The organism is Chthonomonas sp. (assembly GCA_016788115.1).
In the GTDB taxonomy this organism is placed as follows: domain Bacteria; phylum Armatimonadota; class Fimbriimonadia; order Fimbriimonadales; family Fimbriimonadaceae; genus UBA2391.
The window spans coordinates 432,203-455,897 of sequence record JAEURR010000006.1; the positions used below are offsets into that span (position 1 = coordinate 432,203).

The 23,695-nt window shown below is 60.7% G+C and carries 22 protein-coding genes and 2 tRNA genes; 7 read left to right on the forward strand and 17 right to left on the reverse strand.

The genetic code is table 11. The annotated features are described in order from the left end of the window. Window positions 1-34: 34 nt before the first annotated feature. Window positions 35-412 (reverse strand): hypothetical protein, encoded by a 378-nt coding sequence (locus tag JNM85_07275; protein ID MBL8087857.1) that lies wholly within the window; start codon window positions 410-412, stop codon window positions 35-37. 114 nt (window positions 413-526) lie between these two features. On the opposite strand from JNM85_07275, the gene JNM85_07280 reads away from it, so the two are divergent. The 3 genes from JNM85_07280 (at window position 527) to JNM85_07290 (ending at window position 2,314) form a co-directional block, all read left to right on the forward strand. Continuing rightward, a tRNA-Val gene (locus JNM85_07280) sits at window positions 527-601 on the forward strand. A gap of 68 nt (window positions 602-669) precedes the next feature. Next, on the forward strand, window positions 670-1,134 hold the full coding sequence (locus tag JNM85_07285; GenBank protein ID MBL8087858.1) for an SRPBCC family protein: 465 nt from the start codon (window positions 670-672) through the stop codon (window positions 1,132-1,134). Window positions 1,135-1,312: 178 nt separating this feature from the next. Beyond that, window positions 1,313-2,314: a tRNA-dihydrouridine synthase family protein gene (locus JNM85_07290; protein ID MBL8087859.1), complete on the forward strand. Its 1,002-nt coding sequence runs from the start codon at window positions 1,313-1,315 to the stop codon at window positions 2,312-2,314. On the opposite strand, the gene JNM85_07295 is transcribed toward JNM85_07290, so the two are convergent. Next, a complete protein-coding gene (locus tag JNM85_07295; GenBank protein ID MBL8087860.1) occupies window positions 2,268-3,164 on the reverse strand; it encodes an alpha/beta hydrolase in 897 nt (298 codons plus the stop codon). The genes JNM85_07290 and JNM85_07295 overlap by 47 nt on opposite strands. Window positions 3,165-3,210: 46 nt before the next feature. After that, window positions 3,211-3,284 (reverse strand) — tRNA-Gly (locus JNM85_07300). 60 nt (window positions 3,285-3,344) lie between these two features. Between JNM85_07300 and JNM85_07305 the strand changes: the two genes are divergently transcribed. Genes JNM85_07305 through JNM85_07315 form a run of 3 tightly spaced genes read left to right on the forward strand, consistent with a single transcriptional unit; the run spans window position 3,345 to window position 5,884 of the window. After that, window positions 3,345-4,778 (forward strand): SLBB domain-containing protein, encoded by a 1,434-nt coding sequence (locus JNM85_07305; protein MBL8087861.1) that lies wholly within the window; start codon window positions 3,345-3,347, stop codon window positions 4,776-4,778. A gap of 12 nt (window positions 4,779-4,790) precedes the next feature. Beyond that, window positions 4,791-5,243: a hypothetical protein gene (locus tag JNM85_07310; protein MBL8087862.1), complete on the forward strand. Its 453-nt coding sequence runs from the start codon at window positions 4,791-4,793 to the stop codon at window positions 5,241-5,243. Further along, a complete protein-coding gene (locus tag JNM85_07315; GenBank protein ID MBL8087863.1) occupies window positions 5,240-5,884 on the forward strand; it encodes an HAD family phosphatase in 645 nt (214 codons plus the stop codon). The genes JNM85_07310 and JNM85_07315 overlap by 4 nt, the downstream gene beginning before the upstream one ends. Here JNM85_07315 and JNM85_07320 read toward each other — a convergent pair. The 3 genes from JNM85_07320 to JNM85_07330 are packed head-to-tail and all read right to left on the reverse strand — an operon-like array spanning window position 5,870 to window position 9,931. Further along, window positions 5,870-6,976, reverse strand: a complete 1,107-nt coding sequence (locus JNM85_07320) for a phosphopentomutase (protein ID MBL8087864.1) — start codon at window positions 6,974-6,976, stop codon at window positions 5,870-5,872. The two genes, JNM85_07315 and JNM85_07320, sit on opposite strands and share 15 nt — an antisense overlap. A 5-nt stretch (window positions 6,977-6,981) precedes the next feature. Beyond that, entirely contained in the window at window positions 6,982-7,956 is a 975-nt protein-coding gene (gene mtnA, locus JNM85_07325; protein ID MBL8087865.1) for an S-methyl-5-thioribose-1-phosphate isomerase, read from the reverse strand. A gap of 31 nt (window positions 7,957-7,987) precedes the next feature. Beyond that, window positions 7,988-9,931 carry a sensor domain-containing diguanylate cyclase gene (locus JNM85_07330; protein ID MBL8087866.1) on the reverse strand — a complete coding sequence of 648 codons (1,944 nt, stop codon included), beginning with the start codon at window positions 9,929-9,931 and terminating at the stop codon, window positions 7,988-7,990. 86 nt (window positions 9,932-10,017) lie between these two features. Here JNM85_07330 and JNM85_07335 point away from each other — a divergent pair, with 86 nt between their 5' ends. Then, on the forward strand, window positions 10,018-11,781 hold the full coding sequence (locus JNM85_07335) for a hypothetical protein (protein ID MBL8087867.1): 1,764 nt from the start codon (window positions 10,018-10,020) through the stop codon (window positions 11,779-11,781). Here the strand turns inward: JNM85_07335 and JNM85_07340 are convergent. The 11 genes from JNM85_07340 to JNM85_07390 are packed head-to-tail and all read right to left on the reverse strand — an operon-like array spanning window position 11,778 to window position 23,689. Beyond that, window positions 11,778-12,797 carry a mechanosensitive ion channel gene (locus tag JNM85_07340; protein MBL8087868.1) on the reverse strand — a complete coding sequence of 340 codons (1,020 nt, stop codon included), beginning with the start codon at window positions 12,795-12,797 and terminating at the stop codon, window positions 11,778-11,780. The two genes, JNM85_07335 and JNM85_07340, sit on opposite strands and share 4 nt — an antisense overlap. Then, window positions 12,794-13,504 (reverse strand): DUF554 domain-containing protein, encoded by a 711-nt coding sequence (locus JNM85_07345; protein ID MBL8087869.1) that lies wholly within the window; start codon window positions 13,502-13,504, stop codon window positions 12,794-12,796. Before JNM85_07345 ends, JNM85_07340 begins: the two co-directional genes overlap by 4 nt. Continuing rightward, window positions 13,501-14,529, reverse strand: a complete 1,029-nt coding sequence (gene aroF, locus JNM85_07350) for a 3-deoxy-7-phosphoheptulonate synthase (GenBank protein ID MBL8087870.1) — start codon at window positions 14,527-14,529, stop codon at window positions 13,501-13,503. Before aroF ends, JNM85_07345 begins: the two co-directional genes overlap by 4 nt. Before the next feature lie 48 nt (window positions 14,530-14,577). Continuing rightward, entirely contained in the window at window positions 14,578-15,432 is an 855-nt protein-coding gene (locus JNM85_07355) for a sugar phosphate isomerase/epimerase (GenBank protein MBL8087871.1), read from the reverse strand. Next, complete coding sequence (locus JNM85_07360; protein ID MBL8087872.1) at window positions 15,429-16,892, reverse strand: NADH-quinone oxidoreductase subunit N; 1,464 nt, start codon at window positions 16,890-16,892, stop codon at window positions 15,429-15,431. Before JNM85_07360 ends, JNM85_07355 begins: the two co-directional genes overlap by 4 nt. Before the next feature lie 3 nt (window positions 16,893-16,895). Then, window positions 16,896-17,564 (reverse strand): hypothetical protein, encoded by a 669-nt coding sequence (locus JNM85_07365; GenBank protein MBL8087873.1) that lies wholly within the window; start codon window positions 17,562-17,564, stop codon window positions 16,896-16,898. Then, window positions 17,561-19,297 carry an NADH-quinone oxidoreductase subunit M gene (locus JNM85_07370; protein MBL8087874.1) on the reverse strand — a complete coding sequence of 579 codons (1,737 nt, stop codon included), beginning with the start codon at window positions 19,295-19,297 and terminating at the stop codon, window positions 17,561-17,563. The genes JNM85_07365 and JNM85_07370 overlap by 4 nt, the downstream gene beginning before the upstream one ends. After that, window positions 19,297-21,453 (reverse strand): NADH-quinone oxidoreductase subunit L, encoded by a 2,157-nt coding sequence (nuoL, locus tag JNM85_07375; protein ID MBL8087875.1) that lies wholly within the window; start codon window positions 21,451-21,453, stop codon window positions 19,297-19,299. Before nuoL ends, JNM85_07370 begins: the two co-directional genes overlap by 1 nt. Before the next feature lie 17 nt (window positions 21,454-21,470). After that, on the reverse strand, window positions 21,471-21,788 hold the full coding sequence (nuoK, locus tag JNM85_07380) for an NADH-quinone oxidoreductase subunit NuoK (GenBank protein MBL8087876.1): 318 nt from the start codon (window positions 21,786-21,788) through the stop codon (window positions 21,471-21,473). 28 nt (window positions 21,789-21,816) lie between these two features. Next, window positions 21,817-22,338: an NADH-quinone oxidoreductase subunit J gene (locus JNM85_07385; protein MBL8087877.1), complete on the reverse strand. Its 522-nt coding sequence runs from the start codon at window positions 22,336-22,338 to the stop codon at window positions 21,817-21,819. Window positions 22,339-22,387: 49 nt separating this feature from the next. Next, the gene (locus tag JNM85_07390) at window positions 22,388-23,689 is read right to left on the reverse strand and encodes an NADH-quinone oxidoreductase subunit H (GenBank protein ID MBL8087878.1); all 1,302 of its coding nucleotides are present in this window, start codon (window positions 23,687-23,689) and stop codon (window positions 22,388-22,390) included. Between the last annotated feature and the right edge of the window lie 6 nt (window positions 23,690-23,695).

Genomic DNA, 23,695 nt, shown 5'->3' on the forward strand with positions numbered 1-23,695 from the left:
CCCGAATAAGAAACGGGAAGAGCGGGCCTCGGTATCACCGACGGGTGCGCTCGACGTGGAACAGCGCATGCTGCGACCGCGTGAAGAGATCGGCGATGTACAGTCCCGTCGCATCGACGCGGTAGCTGAACCGTATCCCCTCGGGCACATCCTCGCCCGGCATCAGATCCGCCACATGAATCTTGCGGGACGCGAATTCGGCGGGATTGCGCCGGTAGGTCTCTTGGATATTCAGGAGGGCACGCTCGAACGTACCGCGAAACGAAGCGTGGAGCACATCCAGCGCGCTGAGCTTGGGCTGGGCCAAGTGGCTCACAAAGACTGGCAGCCAGTAGGCGTCGTACGCCATCGCCACCGCTTCGGGCTTGGGAGTCGGGTCAGACTCAAACATGCTGTCCATCGAAAATCTCATGGTTCCTCCTGGAAACTATTGGCGGCTCAATCCCTGAACCTCAACTTCATGATACTCCACCCCGCTCCCCTCCTTGACTTCCAATTCACGTCGGTTCATAATAGAAGTCCCTTCGGGCGGTTAGCTCAGTGGTAGAGCACTACAATGACACTGTAGGGGTCACAGGTTCAAGTCCTGTACCGCCCACCATCTTCAAAGTACTCGGCCCTCCACGTCTCTTCGTGCCTACGACGGACGCTCCATCCCGTAGAACACGAGTGCGTACCTACACACTCAACCGCGAAGTTGTTGTCCCCGCGCCCCTCGATGAAGTGTTTGAGTTCTTCTCGAACGCCGACAACCTAGAGAAGCTCACCCCCGCCTCTCTCCGGTTCAAGATTCTGACCAACCGGCCGATCGAAATGAAGCCGGGCGCACTGATCGAGTACCAGTTGCGGCTATTGGGCGTCCCGTTCCGCTGGTTGACCGAGATCACCGTGTGGGAGCCCGGAATTCGGTTCATCGACGTGCAAAGGAAGGGGCCCTACCTGCTCTGGGAGCATGAGCATGGCTTTCGGGCAAAGGGTTCGTCCACAGTGGTCACCGATTCGCTACGCTACGCCGTGCCGGGTGGACCGCTCGCGCCCATGTTCACTCGGCTATTTGTCCGCGGACAAGTAGAACGGATTTTCGAGTATCGATCGCGGGCGATCGCCCAGTTGTTCGGGAGTGAAAATCCCTGAACTCCGGGCACTCTCGCACAATCGACGAGCCAGGATCATCGTATCGCTATCGTGCCGCGTTCACGCTCGGAGGCTGCACGAAGCGAAGTGAATTGTCGCTTCCTGGCACGCGCTTTCCATCGGCATCGAGCTAGGTAGCGGTTCGGACATCAAGTTCGTGGGCGTACACTAGCCTTGCATGCTCGACGCCAATCGGCCCGCATTGATCCTCGCACCCATGGAGGGCGTCACCGACGCTCCCATGCGCGAGTTCATGGGCGAGCTCGGCGCGTTCAGCTACTGTGTCTCCGAGTTCATCCGCGTGAGTGGCACGGCCCTCGATGCCAAGGCGTTCCTACGCCACGTCCCCGAACTCAGCACAGGCGCACGAACCGGTTCGGGGCTGCCTGTCCAAGTCCAGATTCTGGGCGGTGATCCCGATCGGATGGCTCGGTCGGCCATGGCTGCCGTGGAAGCCGGTGCGACCGCCATCGATGTCAACTTCGGATGCCCCGCCAAAACCGTGAACCGCAACGACGGCGGCGCGAGCCTCCTGCGCCACCCCGAGCGCATTCAGGAGATCGTCGCCCGCATCCGCGCTGCAGTCCCCAAGGCCATCCCCGTCTCGGCCAAACTCCGGCTCGGCTGGAAGTCCATTGACGACGTCCACGAGAATGCGCGGCGTGCGGTCTTGGGCGGGGCAAGCTGGATCACCCTGCACGCGCGGACGCGCATGCAGGGTTACACGCCGCCGGTCTTTTGGCCGCACGTCGGCGAAGTCCGTTGCGCCGTGCCCGTCCCCGTGGTCGCCAATGGCGACATCTGGAGCCCCGACGATTTCCGTCGTTGCCAAGCAGAGACTGGGTGCATCCACTTCATGATCGGCCGCGGAGCACTCGCCAACCCTGCTCTACCCGGCCAAATTGCGGCGGAACTTGGGCTCGCACTCAAGCCCTCTGCCCCCGATTGGCTCGGTTGCTTCGAGCGCTTCGTCACGATCTCGCGCGCTCAAGGGCTCGAGCATGAGAAGCACCTCGTGATGCGGCTCAAGCAATGGATGAAGCTCGCCCACCATCACGGCGACTTCCCCGCTTTCGACCGGCTGAAGCTCGCGGCCACCGTCGAAGAGATCCTCGACCGCCTCGACCGCGGAACTAGCGATTGCCGACCCGATCCACAAACTCGAGTAGCGGCCCCGTGAACGCCTTGGGCTGCTCCAACCATGGGAAATGGCCCGCCTTGTGGATCAACACGACTTTGGCCTGGGGCAGCATCTCCTTGATCTGGAACGGTGCGCTCGCGCCGCACGGATCCTGACGACCCTGCAGCAATAGGGTCGGCCCGCGATACCGCTTCATCGCCCGCGGGAGATCCTGCATGAACCCCGAGCCAGGCAAGATGTCCGCGAATAAGCTGAACATCACCTCGGGCTTGAACTCGTTCGAGTCCCACTTGTCGCGCAGCTTGCGGCCAAGCTCAAGGTCGTAAAAGTAGTAAGGAATGTAGACCCACAGCAGCTTGCGCGTCGACTCGATCGGAGTCGAATCCGCTTCTTGTTCTAGCTCGGCGATCTTCGCTGCGTCTTCGGTCGTCAGGCGCATGCGGAGGTGGGTGTCTAGCGTCGGACCAAACTCGTCGTTCGGCTCAGGATTGCTTGCCAGCACCAGTCCGCTGACTCGTTCCGGATGTTGAGAAGCGTAGGTCATCCCCACAAAGGTGCCCCAACTTTGACCAAAGACGATCCACTTCTTGAGGCCGAGGTGCTCGCGGAGCGCCTCCAGGTCCTCGATCGTGGCTTTCAGACTGAGACTGAGCTGCTTGCCACTTTTGGATCGGCTGCCGCCGGTACCGAGTTGGTCGAAGAGTATGGTCGTTGTTTTGTGCCGGATCTGCGCTGCGAGCGGCTCAAGCGTCGACCCCGGAAAGCCCGGACCGCCCACGATCATGACCATCGCGGGCCCCTTCCCGTCCATCGCGTAGTGGATCGTGTAGATCCCTCGGTCGACGTCGCCCGGTGCGACCAATGCCAAAGCCAACATTGCAGCAAGCATGGTCGGAGGATACGCGAAACGGGAGCGAACTCGTTCCCGAGTGATCTGGAGCGGGTGGCGGGAATCGAACCCGCATAGCCAGCTTGGAAGGCTGGAGCTTTACCACTAAGCTACACCCGCTTGGGGAAAGTAGATTTTACCTCAGCCCCCACAGGACCCGTTCAAGGTACCCTCGCGATTATGCGGTGGCTCGTCCTCTGTCTCGCTCTCATGGTTTCTGCGATCGGATTGGCTGCGCCCAATGCGCCCGTTCTGCCCGAAGCACGGGCCAAAATTGGGGATGTCCTAGCGGTCAAGGTGATCGGCCATCCAGAGTTTTCGGGCCAGTTTCCAGTGCTCAGCGATGGCAGCATCTCGGGGACAGGTTTTGGCCGGGTGCTCGCGCACCGCAAGACGCTCAAGGAGATCCAACAGTCAGTCAAGTCCGGGCTCCAGGGCCGTCTGAAGACCCCCTACGTCGATGTCGCTTTCTTCACCCAGCGCCCCGATGTCGTCTACATCCTGAGCATCGGCGGAAACCTCCCAGGCACCACCACCGCGATTCCGGCGGGAATGGGCAGCAACCAGACCGTGGGCGGCGTCGTCCCGCTCATGCCGTTCGCCACTCTGCGCATGGTGCTGGCAGGCATCCCGCTCCCACTCGCGCCAGACCAGCTACAGGTCTCCGTCAGCCGCCAGCAGCAGATCGTCTTTCGTTCTTCCGCCGACACGGCGCTCGATCCCGGCCGCGAGGAGGCCGCATTCTCCATCGAAGCCGACGATGTCATCACCATTGGCGTCAAGCCGTACGTCCGCGTTTGGGTCCTCGGCCGAGTTTCGCGCCCCGGCAGCCACATCTTGCTCGAAGGCTCGGATGTGTATCAAGCCGTTGCCGAAGCGGGCGGGGTCGGTGCGCTCAATAACGAGGACTATACGACCGTGATCCGACGCGGCCCGGACTCAAAGCTCGTTCCGAATGTCCAAACCGTCGGCATGCTCGCGCCAGTGCTCATGAACGGCGACATCATCTCGGTGGAGCTCAAGCCCGTCAACCATATCCGCGTAATGGGCGAAGTCCGCGACTCCGACGAGTACGCATTCATTGGAAGCACCACATTGGAGGCGGTCATCGCCAAGGCGGGTGGTACGACGGATGCGGGAACGCTGCGCAACATCCTCGTCCTGCGTGAGGGACAAGCGTATCGCATCGACATCTCTGCACTGGCCTCAGGAGGCAAGCCCTCCAGCTTTGAGATGCAGGACAAAGATGTGGTGGTCGTCCAGCGCAACGAGCGGACGGTTAGCGTCCACGGTAGCGTGCAGTCTAGCGGCGTCTTCTTCCTCAAGGACGGCGTCAACTACCGCGCGACCGACGTCATTGCGATGGCGGGCGGTGTCCGCGAGGGCGGATCGCTTCGGCGCGTCTATCTTGCCCGAGCGCAAAAGGACGGAAAGATTGCCATCAGCGAGTTCAACCTCGACGAGTATCTGAAGAGCGGCAAGCAAGACGCGAACCCCGTGATCCAAGCGGACGATGTGGTGCTCGTGGGTAACAGCAAGAGTTTGCTGCTCGACGACCTGAACCGTTTGCTCTCGCCACTGATCCTCCTCGATGCGCTGCTGAAACGGCGGTAAACTCCGAAGCGAATGGCCTACGTTCACTACTTGACCGTCCAAGACATCCTTTGGATCCATTTGCAGGTGACCGGATCGGTATCGCCGTTTGATTACGCCAAGCTCGAAGACGGGGCGTACTTCCAATACAACTACGGTCGACATGCCGACGAGCTAAGCCAAGCCGGTCGGTTTTTGCCCGGGCTGGCCCGAAAGCAAGCGTTCCCCCATGGCAACGAGGCTGTCGCGTTCGTCGCGTGCCTGGCGTTCCTGAAGCTTAACGGAATCGAGCTGGATCTCAAAGATGCAAACGGGACCCAGTTCATGCATGAAGCGCTAGAGCATGAATCTGCCCTTGAGCCTCTGCGACGATGGGTCAAAGACATCCACGAACCGCATGGAGAAACGGTGCAGGATACGGTTCTTGAGATCCTCGCCGAGTTCCCAAAGACCATTGCCGCCCTCGCCAAAGCACCCGCGGCGTGAGCCGTCCTTGCGCAGTTCTCTTTGACTGCGACGGCACCCTCGTCGATACCGAACAGGTCTGCAATTCCGGGCTCACCACGCTTCTAAACTCCCTCGGCATCGCCATCTCGGTGCAGGAGTGCCGCTCGGTCTTCACCGGCCTGACAACCCAGGACACCGTCCACTGGGCGGCGGCAAGGCTCGGACCGCGGACCCCACCCGACCTCGCCCGTCAGATCGAGGAGATGGAAATCCGCGCGGTCGCGTCGGAGGTCGTGCCACTGCCTGGCGTGAGTGAGTGCCTTGCCCAACTCACGTGTCCGTGCGCAGTCGTCTCGAATGGCTCGCTCGCCAAAATGCGTGCGTCGCTCACTAGTAGCGGGCTCATCCAGCGATTTGAGGGCCGACTCTTCTCATCGGAGCAAGTGGCTCGCGGCAAGCCCGACCCGGCTGTGTACCTACTCGCTGCGCACGCTTTGGAGTGCGAGCCTTGCGACTGCTGGGTCGTGGAAGACAGCATCGCCGGGATCGAATCGGGCATGTCGGCGGGCATGCGAGTCTTCGGTCTGACCGGCCACCTCACCGCGACGGAGATCACTGCCGCGAGGGCAACCCCCGTCGGAAGTTTCTACGAGCTGGTGCCGTTCCTACCGCACGCCTAAGTGCCGCGCGACCGCTTCCCCGACGTGCTGCATCCCGTCTCGGTCTCCCAGGTTCCCGGTCTCGGTGCCTTGAACCACTACCCAAGGCACAAACTCCCGCGAGTGATCCGTCGACGCGTCGGTCGGGTCGTTACCGTGGTCAGCGGTTAAGATCAGCACATCGTCCGGCCGCAGCCCCTTGAGCACATCCGCCAGGATCAGATCGAACTCCTCCAGGCACTTCCCAAACCCAATCGGGTCGTTTCGGTGGCCATACAGCATGTCGAAGTCTTCGAAGTTGGCAAAGATGAACTTCGCGTCGCTCGCCATCGCTTCCTTCAACATCGCCGCGTGCTCGACATTCGACTGCGTGCGCCGCACCGACCGGAATCCGCGACCCCCGAACAGCTCCGGCACCACGCCTACCCCGAAGACATCACCGATCTTGTCCACCCAGTTCGGTGGCGGCACGGCAGGATAGTCTTTCCGGTTCTGCGTTCGCTTGAATCCACCCTTGGGGTCCCCCACGAACGGGCGCGCGATGACTCGCTGCACGTTGTCTGGGGTCTGGCACAGTTCGCGCGCGATTTCGCACCACTCGTAGAGCTTGGCCAGGGGCACGATCTCCTCGTGGGCAGCGAGCTGAAAAACCGAGTCGGCACTCGTGTAGAGGATTGGGCAACCCAACTCCATGTGCAATGCACCTAACTCGTCCAAGATGACCGTACCGGAGGACGGCTTGTTCCCCAGCGTCTGCGCGCCGATGGCTTGTTCGAACCGCTTCACGAGCGCGATCGGGAACCCTTCGGGGTACGTGGGAAAGGCGACTTTGGTCTCGATGCCCATCATCTCCCAGTGGCCCGTCACCGAGTCCTTCCCCATGGAGACCGGTCGCAATCGGCCGTAGCCCGCGCGAGTGATCGCGTGTTCCGTCGGCACACCCGCCGCCGCAAACCATCCGAGCGAGTTCAAGACCGGGGTGTGCAAACCGCCGCACGCATCCCAGACGTGGTGCAACGTGGACGGATTCTCGTGGTCGTTAAACGCGGCTGCGTCGGGGGCCGCGCCCGCACCACATCCGTCCAACACGATGACTATCGCCCGCTTCGCCATGGCCGCTAGTGTGACAGAAACTCGTACGGCGCACGGTATGCGGCCCGCTCCGTGATAATCGCGCGGATCAGCGCGGCGGGAGTTACGTCAAACCCTGGATTCCAGACCGGACACCCTTCGGGCGCAACCCGCTGCCCCTCGATGGTGGTGATCTCCTCCGCCGCTCGTTCCTCGATCGGGATGCACGTGCCATCCGGCAGCGAAGGGTCGAGCGTCGAACTCGGCGCGGCGATGTAGAACGGAATCCCGAAATGCGCCGCCTGGACCGCAAGGGCGAAGGTACCGATCTTGTTCGCGCTGTCACCGTTGGCCGCGATCCGGTCTGCACCAGCCACCACCAAATCGACTTGCCCCGCCGCCATCAGCGAGCACGCCGCGCCGTCCACGATGCTCTTAAACGGAATTCGATCTTGCGTCAATTCCCAAGCGGTCAGCCGCAACCCCTGCTGCCGTGGCCGAGTCTCGCACGAGTACACGAAGATCTCCTTCCCATCGGCATGAGCGGTACGGATAATCCCCAGTGCCGTGCCGTGGCCTGCGGTAGCGAGCGCGCCCGTGTTGCAGATCGTGAGGATGCGCGCCCCGTGCCGAACGAACTCGGCCCCGTTTCGCCCGATCGACTGGTTCATCTCCAGGTCTTCGCTCTCAATCATCTGAGCTTCCTGCAACAAGACCGCGGGATCGCTAGAACCCACCCGTCCCATCCGGTCCAACGCCCAAAAGAGGTTGACGGCGGTGGGTCGGCTCGCGGCCAAACCGGCCGCTGCCTCGCTCAAGTCTGCGCCTTCAAGGGCGGCCAGGACGATGCCGTAGGCTGCGGCGATCCCGATGGCAGGGGCACCGCGGACGACCATGTCCCGGATCGAGCTCTCGACCTGCCGCCAAGAGGTCAGCGGAACCCACTCGGTACGAAGGGGGAGCAGTCGCTGATCGAGCATGTGCAGGGTGGAGTCCTGCCAGACCATGGGACGAATCGCCATCGGTCACGAAGATACCTTGCCCGCAGAGAGCCTAGGCGGCGTCGGGCATGTCCGAAGCGATCTGGAGAATCTGGGGATCGTATTGCCCTTCGGTGTTCCACAGCTCTGCCGGGCGATCCAAAATCGCTTCGATGACCTGCAAGACGCGAGTCAGCATCGGAATACGCGGCCCGGACAGTTTGAGCGGACCGGAGCCATCGTACGACTCCGTCAGTGTGGTCAGTGTCGGCAGCAGCACTCGCAGCTCAGCCGCGCGGCGAAACTCCTCCAGTCGCTCGGCATCACAGACCACCAGCGTCTCCCGGTAGTGCGGCGCAAAGATGATCAGCGCGCTCAAGATCGCCTCTTGACCCTTGCTCAACCCCAGCGTGGTCACAAGATGATGCACAAGCGGATGTGCACGCTCCGCTCGGGCGAGCGCTTCGGCGCGCTCACGCGGAGTCAGCCACGAAAGGATCCGATCCAGATCGACGGTCGATGTCACGCGCGGTTCGTCGAGCGCACCTTCAAACAGGACCACTCGATTCCGACCATTTCGCTTGGCTTGGTAGAGCGCCTTGTCGGCCGCGCGAAGCAGACCCGCCGCATCGCGGCTCGTCTTCGGGAAAATCGCAACACCAGAACTCACGGTCACGTGCCGGACGTGGCCAGAAAGCGTGACGATCTCCATCGCCTCGATGCGCTGGCGGATCCGTTCTGCGACCGCCAAGGTCGTCTGCTCACCGCCGCCGGGCATGATGATCGTAAACTCCTCACCACCGTACCGGGCCGCCATGTCGTACGGGCGAATGCACTCGCGCAACACGTCCACGATTCGCCGCAAAACCATGTCGCCAGTGTCATGCCCCTCTTCTTCATTGAGCGCCCGGAAGTGATCGACGTCGATCATGATCACGCCGAGGTCCGCCTGAGTTCGTGAAGATTCGTTCACGCGCCGGTCCAAGAACTCCTGCATGCACCGGTGGTTCGCCACTCCGGTAAGCGGGTCCTTTGAGGCGAGCTTCTCGATAGAGTCAAACAGGATTGCCGAATTCAGTGCGAGTGCGAGGTGCTCGGCGATGGTTTCGTACAGGTCGCTAAATTCAAGAAACTCAGTGTCACCCTTCCGGGCGATGAGTTCGAGCATGCCAATGAGCCGGTCGCCGCTCACGAGTGGGATGGTCATGAGGCCACCCGGTGGCAGGTAGCAGAACTTCGCCTCCAAGTGCGCCGTCATCATGTTCTCGTAGACGCTATTCAGCGTGAAAGTCCGGCGCGAGCCGCCGACCAGCTCCGCGAGACAACTGCACTCGGCATCGATCCGTAAGGTCTGCAAAGCGTGTGTCCCCTCGCGGTTGGCTCCGACACTTCCGACGAGTTCGTATCCGTCGGATTCCGGTTGGTGCACCCACAACAGGACCGCCGCAAGCTCCGTGCTGCTCGCAATCTCCTGCACAGCGGCAGAGCACAGAGGGCTCAAATTCTGATTCATCGTGAGCGCCTTGCCCACGCGTCGAAGTGCCTCCGCCGATTTCGAGCTCCGCGAAGCGTGCTGCCGAGCGTCCTGCTCCTCGCTCGCGTTCGTGACGATCACTACGACGTCAAACGACTTTTCAAACTCGTACCCGCTGGCGTAGTAGCGCACTCCGTCCAGGTACATGATGCCGGGCGTGCCCCGCGTCGCCGCCTGGATCAGCAGCGCGAGATCGGTCTCGAATGCGCTGATGTCGGGGCGCAACGTATCGAGCTGAGTGGCAAATCCCCAACTCCGCACCGTGTACCCCATTGCGTCCACCACCGCGACCCCAATCTCGGACGGGTCCAGCTTGGAAACGAGAGGCGGCGTGTCGAGATCCAGCGTGACTTGCTCACCGCTCGGAAGCTCAAGCGTGAATGGGTAACCGTCGGCCGAAGATTTCAGGCCGTCCGATTCTGCGCGGATCCCCATTTCACCCAGGAGCGAGATCAGCTTGTGTAGTGGTTGTGCCTCAGACACGTTGTCTTTATTGTCGGAACAAGCCTCCAAGCTCCATACCTCGTATTTCTGCAAAACTAGAGGTAGTGAATCGGCGTCCAATCTCCATGCGTTCCCTAGTCCTGTTTGTCTCCTCACTCATGATGCTGCTCGCCTTGGCAGGATGCGGAGGTTCAGGGGGCGCTTCCGGGGGCGGAGGCGGTGTAACCTATCAGGTTCAACTGAACGTCATTTGGACGGGCGGAGCCGACCCCACCGGAAACTCAGTCCAGTCGATGATTTTTGACCTGATGAGCCCTGAGGGGCTCACGGTGGAGAGTCGTATCCTCAACCGAGCGGATGGGAATGTTCTCACGCTAGACACCGTGCCGACCGGATCGTACGTCGTCCGGGCTCGTGCCTACCCCATCACCGCAGGGAACGGAACACTTCTGCTCGAATCGCTGCTTACGATCAACGTCAACGGGCCGGTCACGGAGCAGTTCCGCATCGGGGATGCGCCCACCTCGGTGATCGTAACTCCAAGCGGGGTTATGCTCACGCGACTACAATCGAAGCAGTTTTTCGCAACCGCCCGCTCGGGCTCCGCAAACATCCTCGTCAGTCCGACCGCGTTCACCTGGTCAGCCCTGGGAGGCATCGGCACCATCAACGCCACTGGCCTCTTCTCCGCTGAGACGGTCGGGACGGGATCGGTCCGCGCGACCTATGCCGCTGAACTCAGCGGCGCGACCCCCGTCACGGTCACCGAACGCGTGGTCACCACCACTCCGTGGACGATCCTCGTCTATATGAACGCCGCGAACGACCTCTTCGAATTCAGCGACTTGAACGTCGATCAGATGGAGCGCGTCGCGAACAATCCGAACGTTCGGTTTGTCGTCCAGTGGAAGCAGAGCCGTGCTCTCTTCCCATCCTCGACCTTCGACGGCACCCGACGACTCGAAGTCACGCCGAACACCGCAGCGGGAGTGCAAAGCAACGTAGTCCAGGACATGGGCTCGGGCGTTGACATGGGCATCCCGCAAACGCTGAAGTCGTTCATCCAATGGGGGATGCAGAACTACCCGGCCACCCGCACCGCGCTTGTCGTCTGGAACCACGGACGCGGCTGGAAACGGGGCGCAGAAGATGCCGTCCGGTCCGTAAGCGAAGACTGGGAGTCGGGTAACCAGATCCAAATCTGGGAGTTGGGCCAGGCGCTTCAGGGCCAAGGAATCGAGATTCTCGCTTGGGACGCGAGCTTGATGCAAATGCTCGAAGTCGCCTACGAGATCAAGGACGACGTGAAGTACGTCGCTGGCAGCGAGGAAAGCCCCCCCGGCGAGGGGTATCCCTACGATCTCGTCTTCGCGCCGTGGGTCGCCAACCCGAGCGACACCACCGCCAACCTCTCCAAGGGGTTTGTGGACGGGATGAACAATTACGCGCCCTACAACCCGCGCAAGATCACCCAGAGCGTCATCCGTACGAACCAACTGGGCAATCTCGCGACCGCCGTCGATGGTCTCGCAAGCGCACTGATCGCCAACCTTTCAACCATGACGACGATTACGCCGAACGTCCGTAACGCAGCGAAGAGCTACAGCCCGACCAGCACTCGATACTATCGCGACTTGTCCGATCTGTGCCGCCTGTACCTGGCGGACGCCGGGACGCCGCTCGCCGTCAAGTCGGCTGCGACGAACGTCCAGACCGCCCTCACGGCCGCCGTAGTGTGGGAAGGTCACAACTCGAACTCCGCCAATTCGAACGGTCTATCGATCGACTTCAGCCCGAACAACAAGTTCTCCAGCTACTCCACCGACTATCGCCAGATGAGATTCGCCGCCGATACCCTGTGGGACGAGTTCTTGCTGCAGACACCCTAGTTCGCGCGGAGGAAGATCTCGAGTTCCAGCGACTGGGCCAGCGTGAGCGCGTCGGTCAAGAGTGATTGATGCACGAGTTCTTCCTCACGCACGGTCTCCACCATGGCGTAGGCTACGTACTTGACGTGGACGCCGTCCGCAGCGATCTCTGAGACCGCCACGCGCGTTAGAGCTGCATCGATTTCAGGCTGTTCGTTGATGCTCTCTTGCAGTCGTCGGGAGAACTCCTCAAGCGCCGCCGGTCGAGCAGGAGGCGAGAATCGAATGAGCCCTCGCAACCGACGCTTCCGTCGGCGACCCATGTTTTCGACGCTCGCCTTGATCAGCGTCGAGTTCGGCATGGTGATGAGCGAGTCGTTGAAAGTGCGAATCTTGGTGCTGCGCAGGCCAACTTCCTCCACTTCCCCCTCAATCGTGCCGACCACGATCCAGTCGCCGACCCCGAAGGGCATGTCCACCAAAATCGTGAACGCGCCGAAGAAGTTCTCGATGCTGTCTTTGCTCGCCAGCGCAATCGCGACACCGCCGATGCCCAGGCCAGCGAGGATGCCTGCCACATTGACGCCCACGTAGCTCAGGGCTACGACCAGCCCGACCACGATGATGGCGAAGCGACCCATCTGCCGTAGGAAGGGCAGCACAATCCGGCCCATGCTTCGATTCGTCCCGCTTGCTCGCCCGATCGCCAGATCGATGACGACGCACCAAATCCCGACCAGCAACGCCGTCAGTCCGATGATGAGGCTCAAGCCGAGCAGCCTGTCAACGGTCAGCTTCTCCGAAGGCTCCATCGGCAACTTCCCGAAGAACCACGGAAACACAAGAGCGACGGCAAACAGCGCCAATCCCAGGCGCAGTGAGCGAAGCGAATCGTGGCGCACTGCCTGCGCTTCCAGCGCCTCCGTGAGTTTGCGAGGACGGATCCAGGCGAAGAGAACTGTGACAACAACCAGCGTGATCAAGTACGTGGCCGCCATGCCGAGCCCGGTCAGGAAGTCGATGCGAGCTAGCGTCATGCGGGCCTCCATCGCCTGGATGCCCACAACATTGCGGGAGCGACGACCAGCGCGGGAAGGTAATCGGCGGTCGGAATCTTGGCGATCTTCGCGAGATTCAAACCAATCGCAAGGATGAGGATGCCGCCAACTGCCGTCAACTGCTTCTGCATGACTTCATCATGCACCAGCGGACGCAGGGTCTTCGCCATCGAGGTCACTGCTCCCTGGACGATCAGCACGACGGCTGCACTCGCGAGCACACCCGCCCCGAGCGTCGCGGCCAAGAAGATCGAAGCCACTCCATCGAGGAGCGACTTGATACGCAACAGCTCTGAGTGCCCCTGAAGACCATCCTCCACGCAGCCCAGGAGAGTCATCGGCCCCACACAGAAGAGCACGCTTGCCGTCACCAGCCCCTGATTGAAATCGCCTTCCGCACCGAGTGACCGGCGTAGCGTCTCCGCCGCCGCATCGAGTCCGGGAGTGATGCCGCACAAGGCTCCGATGACCCCGCCGAATACAATCGCCCCTGCAACCATGAGGATGCTGTCTGAGCCCATGAACATCTTCACTCCCATCGCGAGATTCACGAGGCCGATCCCGACAAGCGCGGTGTCCATGAGACCAGCGGGCAGGCTCTGGTGCAAGACCAGGCCTAGTGCGGACCCTAGGATCACGGTAAGGGTATTGAGCAGCGTGCCCGGCCAAGGCAGCCGAATCTTCACATTCGGCGACCGGCCAACGGGGCAAGACGTTGCAGCTCGGTCATCAGTGCGGCGAACTGATCCGGCGTGAGCGCCTGCGAGCCGTCGCTCAGCGCTTCCTTGGGATTCGGGTGCATCTCGATCATGAGGCCGTCCGCCCCGGCAACCATCGCCGCCTTGGCCATCGGTGCCACGTACCGCGCGACTCCAGTGCCATGGGAGGGATCGACGATGACCGGCAAGTGCGAGACTTCCTTCAGCACCGGCACGACGTTTAGATCGAGCGTGTTTCGGGTGTAGCTGCGATCGATCGGCATCATCCCCCGTTCACAGAGGATGACATCGGGATTACCCTGGTTCAAGACGTACTCCGCAGCGAGTAGGAACTCGTCCACCGTTGCGCTCGGGCCACGCTTCAAGAAGACCGGTTTCTTGCTGCGTCCTGCCTCGATGAGCAGCGGGAAGTTTTGCATACTCCGTGCCCCGATCTGGAGGATGTCGGTGTACTGCGCAACTGTCTCTACCAAGTCGCCGCTCATGACCTCGGTGATCGTCACGATCCCGACCGCCTCTGCGACCTCCTTCATGATCTTGAGCCCCTCGACGGCCAAGCCCTGGAAGGAATAGGGCGAGCTCCGGGGCTTAAACGCGCCGCCGCGCAGGATGGTCGCGCCCGCGTTTTTGACGCACTTGGCGGCCTCCATGAATTGTTCCGGCGACTCGATGCTGCACGGTCCACCCATAACCACGAACGAGTCGCCACCGATCTCCACATCTTTGACTCTGACGATGGTCCGCGAGCGGTGAAACTCCAGTGACGCCAGCTTGTACGGGCGGCTGGTCGTGCTTACTTTGTTGATCCCTGGCAGGCCGCTCAGGATCGTCTCGAGTTTTTCGCGCAGGTCAGGTGTCAGCGACGCGGGGATACCAATTGCAACACGGCCCTCGCCGGGCAGCACCAGGGGCTCTATCCCCTGCTCTTCAATCGCACGGACAACAGCGCTGACTTGTTCCGGCGACGCATCGACCTGCATGACGATGATCATGCGGCTGAGGGTACCCGGTTCGGGTTCAAATTATCGGACAGAACGGCGTCAGGCGGACACGAATCGGCGCGTGTTCTCGAGTGATTTGGGGACGCCTGTGAAGGGATCCTCCTCGGCCTCGTACTCGAGGTTGAGCCATCCGCTGAACCCGACTGTGCGTAGTTCCGCCACGCACGCAGCGAGATCCACGCTGCCTTCTCCGATCACCGTGCCGATGAACTTGCTGCCATCCAAGGCTTGGTAGGCGAACCCGTCATAGCTGGTCGGAGCGGGCGCAAAATCCTTGAAGTGGACCATGTTTGCGTACTGCACGACTTCCCGGATCGCCTCGTGACTCGGCTGCCCGACGAGCAAGAAGTTACCCGTGTCCGGGTTCGCTCCGAGTGCATCATTGCCAGCCCTGCTCCGAACATCGAGAATGATGTCGCGCACTTGCTCACCTCGACCGGCAAGCTTGCCGTGGTTTTCCAGCGCGAGTTTGATGCCCGCGTCTCCCGCGATTCGCGACGCTTCCGCCAGACCTTCCACGATCCATTCGCGCGCATCTTCAAACGTGATCAACGTCTCGGCGGGCACGTCACCCGCAAAGACCCGCACCACTCCCGCGCCAAACCGTACGGCCTCTTCGATGCCAAGCCGGATCTTGCCGAGTTCTGCCTTGCGGTCTAGAGGATCGGGTTTCGCGAAGTTCTGGGCGACTGAGAAGACGCCGCACTTCAGACCAGTCTCATCCAGGGCCTTGAGCGCGCGTGCACGGTCTGCCTCTCGCTCCTTGTAGAAGAAGTCCAAGAGTTCGACGCCGTCCGCACCGAGCTTCTTCGCTTCATGGATGAATCCCGGGAGGTCGATTCGATCGGCCTTCCAGGCGTGAACGTAGCTCCACATGCTGATGCCGACGTTCAATGCCCTTGCTGCTCCAGAATGTTCATGATCGGACTGTTAAAGATAGCCATAGCTAAGACTCCAAACGCGCACAGGGCACAGGCGGCGGTCAGACCGAGATTGGGCTTTGCGCCCGGAGTCTTGATCGTCCCCTCGTCGGCGACGAGCGCGTGATAGATGATTCCCAAATAGTAGTAGGCACTGATCGCGGAGTTCACGGCGAGCGTGATTGCCAGCCCCGTGAGCCCCGCCGTCATCAGATCCTGGAAGATGAAGAGTTTGGCGAAGAAGCCGCCCGTCGGCGGGATACCGATGAGCGACGCAACCAAGATGATCAGCACAACTGCAATGAACGGCGCACGTTTCCAAAGCCCGTTCATGTCCGCCAAGCGCGTCCCCTCTTTCCCATCTTTGGCGGCGAGCGAAATGATCGCGAAGGCACCGAGCGTCATCAGCGCGTAGTTAAAGAGGAAAAAGGCGACGGTGCTGAACCCGATGGTTGCGGGCATGTGGGCATGGGCGACAATCGCCGCGAGGATGTACCCTGCGTTTGCGATGCTGGAGTACCCGAGCAGTCGCTTGACGTCCTTCTGCACGACGGCGAGGACGTTACCCACTGTCATGGTCAGGACGGCGATCCAAAAGAGGGCTGGTAGCCACAGATCCTTCATCAGCAGGCAGGCGTCGAGCAAGCGGTAGAGAACCCCAATCGCCGCGATCTTAGAACCTGCAGCCATGAACGCAGTCACATTCGTCGGTGCGCCCTGGTAGACGTCCGGCGTCCACTGGTGGAACGGCACAAAAGCGCTCTTGAAACAAAGCCCCACCAGTAGCAATCCCATGCCGAAGGACAGCAGGTTACGCGTCATCGGTTCGTTCAAGGCCCAAGCCTGGGCGATCCCGCTCAGATGGACGCCACCCGTCGCTCCGTAAACGAATGCCGTTCCGTACAGCAAGAATCCGCTCGCAAACGCGCCGAGCAGGAAGTACTTGAGCGCTGATTCTTCGGACTTCTCTTCGCCCCGGCTGAGTCCCGCGAGCACGTAGAGCGAAATCGACAGGATCTCGAGCCCAATGAAGATCATCAGCAGCGAGTTGGTGCTCACCATGATCATCGCACCGGCCGTGGACCACAGCACAAGCGGATAGAACTCGCCAAAGGCGATTCGCTTCTCCCGCAGATACCCTTCGCTGAAGAGAAGCGCGATGAATCCCACGCCCACGAGCGCAAGTTGCAGAAGCGTTGCAAGCTGATCGCGCACGACCATCCGGGCAAACGTTTCGGTCGGGAAGAGCTGCAACTGCTGGCCCAGCAGCACGGCAGCAACACCCAGCCCCACGAGCGAAACACCCACGATCACGTTATTGTTTTGCTTCGGGCGCAGGGTCTCGATCATGAGGCCGAGTACGCCAGCAACCAACACCGCGATCACGGGGGAGAGTACAAGCCAGTCGATGGTGGGCAGAGCTACGTCAAACATGGTTTAGTGCGTGATCTTTTGCGCGCGCTTGTTCAGCCGGGCAATTTCGTCGTACGAACGGGCGAAGAATAAGTCTGCGTCCACGTGGTCCAGGGCTAGCTTCCCTTTGCACAGAGCACGCGCAGTCGCGAGCGATACCGTCTGGTGGGCCTGATCCCAATTGACAAACTCCGCGGGCAGGTCAGCCACAAAGTCGAGAAAGATCTCCGTCTCACCCATGATGTGGAGCAACCGGACTGAGCCAGCGGGGACCCCATCAAGGAGGGCACGGTCCAATTCTAGAAAGTGGCCTCCGTACTGCATGGGCGTACAGGCTCCGGCGTATGCGCCATCCAGCCGGTAGAAGATGCCGTCCGCGCCGTTCGCCAGGGCTTCGCGGATATCCTCCTCGGCCTCTGCGACATGCTGCGCCAGCACAGCATCACCCTTGGAAGGAGACTCCTCCAGAACGGCGTTGATGTCACACCCGCTGCGAATCGCACGGCCGTACGGGTTGTAGATCTCAACCAATAGCAGCTGATCCGGGTGGGTGGACCGAGCGTGGGCGATCTCTCGGAGTTCGCACGTCACGATATCTGACTGGTGTCCAGGCGAAGCGGACCATACGAGGCTCGCGTGAGGACGCACCGTCCCCCCGCTCAGCACCGTATCCACCCGCTCACGAGCCGTCATGTGCGCGCGGCCACCACTCCTTCTTCACTCGCTTGCTCAGTCTGCTCGGCTTCGGGTTTGAAAACCGGTTGCTGGTCACCCGCGGCGATGATCTCACCTTGGACGGGTGCCTCCGAAGTTCCCGGAGCGACGCGGACAAGGTTGCCCTTGGCGTCGATCTCGTGGCTGGGATTCTCCCAACTCGGACGCTTCCCTTCCGGATTCAGCGCCATCATGCGGGTCGCACCGATGCTTGCCTCCATGGGCTTCAGGAAGGTGTTCGGATGGAGTCCACCCCAGAAAATGAACAGGACAAACGCTCCGCACATCGCGATTTCCCACGGCTTCAGGTCTCGCAGCCTTCGGTTCTCGGGGTTCTCGTTCGGTCCGTAGAACATCCGCATGAACATGACCAGCAAGTACACCGCTGCCAAGATCACGCCCGCTCCTGCGATCACGCTGTAGCCGATGTTAAGTCCAAAACTGCCCGCAAACGCTGCCTGGAATCCGCCCAGCATCGCCATGAATTCTCCGATGAATCCGTTTGTCCCGGGCAAGCCGACGCTGCTGAGCATGACGATTAGGAAGATGGCGGCATAGATGGGCATCTGCGCCTTCAGCCCGCCGAAGTCCTTGAACAAACGGGTGTGGCGTCGCTCATAGATGAGTCCGATGAGCAAGAACAGTGCACCCGTAGAGATACCGTGATTCAGCTGCTGCATCGCTCCGCCCAGCATTCCCGTGTGAGTCAGGGAAAAGATGCCGAGCATCACAAAACCCATGTGCGACACTGACGAGTAGGCGACGAGCTTCTTCACGTCCGGTTGGACAGCAGCCACCAGCGCTCCGTAGATGATGCCGATAACCGCCAGGATCATGATGATCACAACCTGGTTGCGAATTACATCGGGGAAGAGCGGCAGGCAGAACCGCAGGAATCCGTACGTGCCCATTTTCAGCAAAGTGCCCGCCAGGATCACGGATCCTGCGGTCGGCGCTTCCGTGTGGGCATCGGGCAACCACGTATGGAACGGAACCATGGGGCACTTCACCAAGAATGCGATCGCGAAGCTCCAGAAGAGCAGCATCTGCACGGTCGGCGCGGTGCCGCGCCAAAAGTCTCCGGTCGCGATCGCGCCCTGGATGGCCAGCAAGCTGAAGCTCTGCTCGCCCATGGCGCTCTTGTAGATCTGGCTCATGGCGACGATGCCCACGAGCATGAAGATCGAACCCAAGAAAGTGAACAGGAAGAATTTGATTGCGGCGTAAGTCCTGCGTTCGCCACCCCAGATGTTGATCAGGAAGAACATCGGGATCAGCGAGGCTTCGAAGAACACGTAGAAGAGGACCAGGTCCAGCGCAAGGAAAACCCCGAGCATCGTCGTCTCCAGCAGCAGGATGAACGCCATGTACGACTTCACCCGCTTGTCCACGTAGAAGCTGAACCAAACGGAGATGACGCTCAGGAACGTGGTGAGCAGCACAAGCCAGATGCTGATACCGTCCACGCCAAGCGAGTAGGAAACGCCCAGATTTGGCATCCAGGGGATGTTCTCCACCATCTGGAACTTGAATGAGTGGCCGATGTACTTGCTCAGAACGACGAGCGAAACCAGGAACGTGGCGACCGAGGTCCCCAGCGCGGTGTACTGTATCGCGCGCTTGTTCGATTCGGGAACGAAGAACAAGAGCAGCATCCCCACCAGCGGCAGGAACGTCATGAGCGACAAGATCCCAAGACCCGTGGTCGGCATTACCGTCCTCCTCCGTTCTGCGCCATCACCATATACACGATTGAAGCAAGCAAACCGACCACCCCAAGCATCATCATCGCCGCGTACGATCGAACGTAACCGGTCTGGATCTTTCGCACCAGATTCGAGATCGCCCCAACGAGCCATCCGACTCCGTTGACCGCGCCGTCCACACCCTTCACGTCGACCGTCTTCCAGCAGAACTCGGCAATGGCCCCTCCACCGTCCACGGAAGCGTCCACCATCGCCTTGTCATAGTTAAACTGCGCGCCTGCCCAGCGTCGGAACCAGTGCCAGCGAGATTCCTCACGCTCCTTGGCAGGCAGGCCCTTGCGGTAGACAAGCCAGCCGTACAAAATGCCGACGACGCCGGCCCCAATTCCCATGAACATGAGGTAGTCCCCAACCCATCCGTGCGGGTGTCCGGAGACTTGTTCGCTCGCCAAGTACATTGGCCCATCGGGATACAGCCAGTGCTGCAACATATGGCCGTTGTGAAGGACCCAACCGCCTGCCAGCGACAGCACCGCGAGCACGGCCAAAGGAACCCACATCGAGATCGGCACTTCGTGCGGCGTGTGCTCCTTGTCAAGTTCAGGGTGGTGACCATGCTCCTCGTGCAGAGCGGCCAATTCGGCATCAGTGTAGAAGAAGTTGTGGACGTCCTCGCCGTGGTGCGCGTGCTCACCATGGTGCTCGTCGTGAGCGTGATCCGCGTGATCATGCGCGTGGCTCGGGGCAACTGTACGCCACTGCTCGGTGCCACCGAAGAAGGTCAGCATCGACATGCGCGTCATGTACGCCGCTGTGAGCACCGCAACTGCCAGGCAGACCCAACCCGCCATCGCACCGTAGTTGAAGCCATCGATCACGGCCACGTGGTTACCAAACGCTGCACCCAAGATCGCCTCTTTGCTCCAAAACCCAGCGAGACCCGGGACACCCGCGATCGCAAACCAGCCGATGATCATCGTGACCGCGGTGATCTTGATGTACTTAAAGAGGTTGCCGTAACGGCGCATGTCTTGCTCGTGCGACATCGCGTGGATCACCGCGCCCGAACCCAGGAACAACAGCGCCTTGAAGAACGCGTGGGTGATGACATGGAACATGCCGACCCAGTATGCGCCGACACCGCACGCGACGAACATGAAGCCGAGTTGCGAGACGGTTGAGTAGGCGAGAACCTTCTTGATGTCGGTTTGTCCAAACGCCACCAGCGCCGCGAAGAGCGCAGTGAATGCACCGATCACGGTGACAATCGCGCTCGCCATGGGCGAGAGCGCAAAGAACGGGTGCATGCGGTTGAGCAACACCACGCCCGAGGTGACCATGGTTGCGGCGTGGATGAGGGCGGAAACCGGAGTCGGACCAGCCATTGCATCCGGCAGCCACAGGTACAGCGGGAACTGAGCGGACTTGCCCATCGCGCCGACGAAGAGCAACATCGCGGCGGCGCTCGTCCACATGGGGTTCGCCTCGAAAATCTTCAGAACCGCGGGCGAGAGGATGACATCGTAGCTGAAGTACCGACCGTTGACGTCACCCAAGCTTTGGTAACTACCTGCGATCATCGCGACGATGATGAAGAGGCCAAGCGTCAAGCCCCAGTCGCCGATGCGGTTGACAATGAACGCCTTGTTCGCGGCCCGAGCGTTGGCGAAGTCCTTGTACCAAAAGCCGATAAGCAGGTACGAGCAGAGCCCGACGCCTTCCCAGCCGATGAACAACAGCGCCAGGTTATTGCCCAAGACCAAGACGAGCATGCAGGCGATGAATAGGTTTAGATAGGCGAAGAACCGCGGGTAATCCTGCTCTTCGGCCATGTAGCCGGTCGCATACAAATGGATCAACGCGCCGATGCCCGTGATGACCAGGACCATCGTCATTGAGAGCGGGTCGATTCGGAGCTCAAACGGGATGTTCAGGCTCTGAATCTGAATCCAACTAAACAGTTCGGTCACAATCGCGCGGCTGCCCTCGGGTTGGGCCGCCAGACCCATCGTGATGATCACTCCGAGCACGAAAGCGATGGCGATGGGCAGGACTGCGAGAGCACCCACGCCCCGCTTGCCTATCACACCCACAAGTCGCTTGCCCAAAAGGCACTGAATGAGGAAGCCGAGAAGCGGCAACCCGAGCACAAACCAAATCATGGATTCTTGAGCCACCGTCAACCCCTCATCACGCTCATATCGTCAACGTCCACTTCGTTTCTGAGCCGGAAGATGGCCATGATGATCCCCAAGCCCACCGCGACTTCAGCAGCGGCAACCGCCATCACAAAGATCACCATCATCTGGCCGGTCATCCAAGTCTCAGGCCGCTCGCCCACGCCGGGCAACATCGTCGGGGAGTACCGCGCGAAGGCCAGGAATGTGAGGTTCACCGCGTTGAGCATAAGCTCAATGCACATGAAGACAACCACGGGATTCCGGCGAACAATCACCCCGACGCAGCCGGTTGTGAAAAGAAAAAGGCCGAGGCCGATGTACCAACTGAGCGGAACTCCGTTCAACCTAGACTCTCCTCTTGGCCAGCACGATGGACCCGACGATGCCGACTAGCAGCAGGATAGAAATTAGCTCGATAGGATAAGCGTAAGTCGTCCATAGCGTCTTGCCGATCGCTTGCGGCGTACCAAAGGCATCGTTTGCGCGAACCGTCGTGATGGTGTTGAGCGGCAGGACTACTTGGCTGCCAATGAGACCGAGAAGCCCAAGCCCCATCAGGCCCGCCAGCGCAGGCTTGACGTCAAGCTTCTCCTTCATGTCGCCCGCCCCTGCGAGGTTGAGCAGCATGATCACGAAGAGGAATAACACCATGATCGCGCCGGTGTAGACCAGAATCTGGGTGATGCCCAGAAGCTGAGCGCTCAGTCCGAAGTAGATGAGCGCCAGGACGAAGAAGTTGATCACCAGGCAGATAGCGGCACGCACCGGGCTCTTCACGACAACGACGCCGACGGCCATCATCGCCGCCAAGCCTGCCATCCCCAAAAAGACGAGTTGGTTGGGTTCAGGCGGTATCGGCACGTTCATTGACCGCGCTCCCCAGCCGTATCAAGTGTCACCTCAAACATAAGCCTTCTCAATTTGCCCCTGTCGGAGCCGCCTCCACACTTGCCGCCGCCGCGCCCCCGTCTCCGAGTGCGACAGTTCGGCGCTCAAACGACTTACGACCCTCGTTGATCACGTTCAAGAAAGACTTGTAGACCCCAAACAGAGCGGCGAACGTCAGGGCACACGCGGCAATGGCAAGCAGCCAGCCGGACGTCTTCTCAACCAGGATCCAGAGCGCCACGATGATGAAGTTGATGACCGCCACCGGGAGCAATGACTTCCACCCGAGCGACATGAGCTGGTCGTAACGCAACCTCGGAAGCGTAGCGCGCAACCAGATGTAAAACGTAATGCCCGCTGCGCACTTGCCAAGGAACCAGACCGGCGCGAGCCAGTAGTTCAGATTGAACATGAGATCGCTGACCGGACCCAGCATCGCAGCTTTCTGGCTGATCGCCATCCAGTCGATGGGCAGCAGGTTGTAACCACCCAAGAATAGCGTCGCGAAGACTCCGCCGAAGACGAACATCGCCGCGTACTCGCCCATGAAGAACACCGCGAATTTCATCGAGCTGTACTCGGTGTGGTACCCGGCGATGATCTCGTTCTCCGCTTCCGGCAAATCGAACGGCGCACGGTTCGTTTCGGCAACCATGCAGATCAAGAAGATAATGGCGGCCAGGAACCCAAACGGCGTGAAAACAAACCAGTTCTGGATGTAGTCGATCTTGCCCCACAGGTCGCCCTCTTGAGCCTTAACCATGTCACCAAGCCGGAGCGAGCCCGTCGCGATCGCAATCGCCGCGATCGACATGCCCATCGCCAGCTCGTAGCTGATCAACTGTGCCGAAGCGCGCAAGCCACCTAAGAGCGAGTACTTGTTGTTCGATGCGTAGCCCGCGAGTACGACGCCGTACACTCCCAGCGACGAGATCGCGAGCACGTACAGAACGCCGATATCTACGTTGGCAATTGGGGTAAGCAGCGCGTAGAAACCCTCGGTCGGCCCCCATGGCAACGTCGCGCCGATTGCGAACGCTGGGAAGAGAGCGAGTGCGGGGGCGACGAAGTAGATGAGCCGATCAATCGACGCCGGAGTGATGTCTTCTTTCAGGAAGAGCTTCACGCCGTCCGCAATCGGCTGGAGCAGTCCAAACGTCTTCTTGCCGCGCAGCGCCTTGATCGGAAAACCTTGCGGGATGGTGCCGGTGCGGTTCGGGCCAATGCGATCTTGCATCCAGCTGAGGAGTCGTCGCTCCCACCAGATCAGACCGGGCACCAGCATCAAGATTGGGAGGACCAGCAAGAGCACTCGAATGAGCGCAAGCACTGCCGG